The organism is Deltaproteobacteria bacterium, from assembly GCA_016930875.1.
In the GTDB taxonomy this organism is placed as follows: Bacteria; Desulfobacterota; Desulfobacteria; order Desulfobacterales.
In genome coordinates this window covers 1-3183 of record JAFGFW010000126.1, presented here as the reverse complement: position 1 = coordinate 3183, position 3183 = coordinate 1, and the positions used below count along the sequence as shown (strand labels likewise).

The following is a 3183-nucleotide window of genomic DNA, read 5'->3' as shown; positions in this document are numbered from 1 at the left end:
GTTTCGAATCCTTGCGAAAAGCCGCCCAAAGCGCGAAACCGTAAGCCAAAGCGCCTAACAGCGCCCGGGGGTGTCCATGTGTCGCTATACCATCAAGGAAAATGTTAGTGGCTATTTTGGGAAATTCCTTTTCGCCCAGAAGCAAGACGTGAGGGAGAACGCGCATCGCGACACCGTTTCCTCCTGCGTCGTAATATCGCTTCACATCCTGTGGCTTCCGGTTAGAACTCCATGGCATGACACCATCCAGCCATGACTCCACAGCTCTTTTAGTTGCTCCGCCACCACCACGTTCATAAACGGACCAAAAGGGTAACTCAACCTGTGTGAAGTGTTCCCACCACGTTTCACCTTTCTGCAAAGACCGACTGAGACACAGTATAAGTTGGGTGTCGTCGCTGTACTCACCTGCCTCAATAATCTCTTCATGAGGAAAAAAGCGGCCGCCGGAGCGTCGAGTCCATCTCTTAAAATCATGCAGACGGCCTTGGGTTTGTTTTGAGGCGTTTGATTTGGCAATTCGCTCATTGGGCCAACCCAGTGCGTCACCAAAAGCAGCCCCAAGCATGGCTCCTACGCCTTTGCTTGTTTTTAGCCTTATTGTGTTGTTATCGGCCATGTAGACCTCCGTTTTCATATATCGTTTCCGTCGCTCGGACTCCGCGTTGAATCAACCGCGAAAGCGATGCCTTATTGAAAAAGTCCGGAGCGATGTAAATTTGTTTGTCGAGTGTTATTCCCTGGAGCTCCAATCTGCATATTTCCCGATGAGCCTGTTCTTCTGTATGAACTGCAATACCGGCAATTGAATCAAGTGGAATCGGGTCTTTAAGGAGAACTTCCGCCTGAATATCGGTTGGTGCAGCGGGAAGATGTCTGCCAGGACGGGAAAAAGTAATCCCAGGGGATGTGTCCGCGTAAAGTGATCGAAACCCGACTATCCCTGTTTGGATATAAGCACCACGAGACCGAGCGGCATTGCACGGGCAAAAGCAAGTCTCAGGCTGCCACAGATAGCTGGCATCGATCATCAACACTACCCAATCCTTGAACAAGTGGTCTTGTTCGCGGACTTTCGCGAAGTAGTAGGTGTTCGGATATTCGATAGAGCAGCAAATCAGATCATCCCGCCCGTCATATCGGTCTGGGTCGGTCGGATTATGCGGCATATCATACTGCTGAAGCGTCCGCTTCGAACAAAGCCCGAGAGGATCATCAAAAATATGAGCGAGGTTTCTCGACTGCGTAAAATGGCAGATCCGAGTGATCCCACGATTGACGCACTCCTGTTGAATCAAGTTCATGGCTTGACCCTCTGGTAGAGTGATTCGTCAACAGGCAGCAGTGATGTGAGCTCCTTGGTGTATAGCAGGATCAAGCTCGTTTTTGCTCTCGTTACCGCCACATAGAGAAGTCTGCCATCATGCGTAAGACCATCCTCTTCCCCGTGAGAGGCTATGTAGTCCGGATCGGGAAGATTGTCCGCATCCAAGAAAGGAAGTATCACAACGTCAAATTCAAGCCCCTTAGCCGCGTGATAGGTGCCATGGTAAATGCCGGGGCCGTCATTCCATACCTGAAGGTCGCGGTGTAATCGTGTAGCGTTTGCTCCCAAGGCGGAGCTAAAGATCTTTTCCTGGGCTCTATCTTTTACGAGGATGGCAACACTCTGAGTTTTCCCAGCACCTCTTGCTGCCCGAAGTGCGATTTCAACCTGTTGATCCTTGTCTGTGCAGTCGACTAAGGTAGGCAACGCGCCGTCGGCCCTTGGTGATGTGGGTTCAACCAAATCGGGAATATCCTGGAAAAAAGGCATCCTGGAAATAGCCAGCCCCAACTGAGCGATCTGTTTTGTATTTCGGTAGTTTTCTTTGAAGAACCACTGTTGAGGGATATTCAGTCCAGCAGAGCGCCAGCTCATCCGTTGTCCATAGATTTGCTGAGCAACATCCCCGAAAAACGAGAGTGAACCGTCTTCAGGGATTGCTGCCGCCAGCGAGCGAATCATCTCTGGGGAGAAATCTTGCCCTTCATCAACGATTATGTGCTTATAAAAACGTGCCGAAGAATCCTCTTCGAACTCTTTTCGCACAGCAATAGAGATGTCATCCCAGTCATACAATTTTCCAGCGGCAGTTCGAATATCGAGATACTTGTTGAGAATCTCGTACATGACTGGCCTAAGCTTGCGGGAAAGATTTGTGCCGATACGCCCAACGCGCTCCACTTCCACATATTCCTCTTGGGAAGTGATCCCATGGCTGAAAATCCACTGGATTTCGTCAGAGAAAAATTCGAGCGGCCTCTTAAAGAATTTTGACGGTTCGTAGCCGGATTCGACTACTTTGACTGCTTGGGAAATGAACGTGTTTCTGTAGTCAGGATCGCAAATGCAATTCCTGCTCATTTTCCCACGGTTGTTGAGATAACCTCGTGCGAATGTATGGTAGGTTTCAACTTGGACATTCTGTAGCTCAATGGGTTTGAGATATTTAAGATAGGTGACAAGTGTTTTATTAAATGTCAGGAGCAGCGTCCTTCCAGCATGTGGCATCGACGGCTCGGACAGATAGGCAGCCCGATAGAGAGCGAGTGTCGTCTTACCGCTTCCAGCAGTTCCGAGCACGGCAGTGTGCCCTGCTGAAGGCATGTACAACACCTCGCGCTGCTTCTTGATAGGTTTTGGCAGATTTCCCCTCATTACGTTCTCACCTTTGATTTTTGTGCCTCGCCTTTCGAGCCGTGATCGTATTTTTGAGAACCTTTCGCAGCCTTCACTTAACATTCCCTCCCATAGCAAACTCTTCATCGATCTCGAACAGATCCGGTGTGGAGCGATGAACGCCGATGCCGTGTTCCATCAGCAGCATCACGAGTTGTTCCCCGTTCATCAGGGCGATGGGGGTTTTATCTGCCTGGGCCGCTTCCTTGACGGCTCCTGGGCTGAAGTCGCTGGTGGTTATAATCAGCCCTTGCTCGTGCGCTCCGAGGCTGCCGCGCACCTGCTGAACCACCGGGGCCAGGATGTTGTTCTTCAGCTTCCATTTCTTGACCTGGACAGCCATCTTGATGCGGACTACGTCACCGACCACCAGAGTGCCCCGGACATCGATGCCGCCGTCGCCGCTGAGTTTGGTTACCTCGACCATCTCGAAGCCCATCTCCGCCAGCAACTGCGAGATG

4 protein-coding genes are annotated in these 3183 nt (G+C 50.8%); all 4 read right to left on the bottom strand.

The annotated features are described in order from the left end of the window. The coding region (locus JW883_11385) for an ADP-ribosylglycohydrolase family protein (protein ID MBN1842868.1) at window positions 1-619 on the bottom strand (619 nt) is incomplete at its 3' end. Then, window positions 609-1304, bottom strand: a complete 696-nt coding sequence (locus JW883_11380; GenBank protein ID MBN1842867.1) for a DUF4433 domain-containing protein — start codon at window positions 1302-1304, stop codon at window positions 609-611. The genes JW883_11380 and JW883_11385, both read right to left, overlap by 11 nt. Further along, window positions 1301-2701 (bottom strand): AAA family ATPase, encoded by a 1401-nt coding sequence (locus tag JW883_11375; protein MBN1842866.1) that lies wholly within the window; start codon window positions 2699-2701, stop codon window positions 1301-1303. The genes JW883_11380 and JW883_11375 overlap by 4 nt, the downstream gene beginning before the upstream one ends. Before the next feature lie 73 nt (window positions 2702-2774). Further along, a partial coding sequence (locus JW883_11370) for a restriction endonuclease (protein ID MBN1842865.1) occupies window positions 2775-3183 on the bottom strand: 409 nt, incomplete at its 5' end.

What these genes read in the sequence shown, in the direction of transcription:
- JW883_11380 (MBN1842867.1), bottom strand. Translation starts at nt 1,304, where the DNA reads ATGAACTTGATTCAACAGGAGTGCGTCAATCGTGGGATCACTCGGATC.
- JW883_11375 (MBN1842866.1), bottom strand. Translation starts at nt 2,701, where the DNA reads ATGAGGGGAAATCTGCCAAAACCTATCAAGAAGCAGCGCGAGGTGTTG.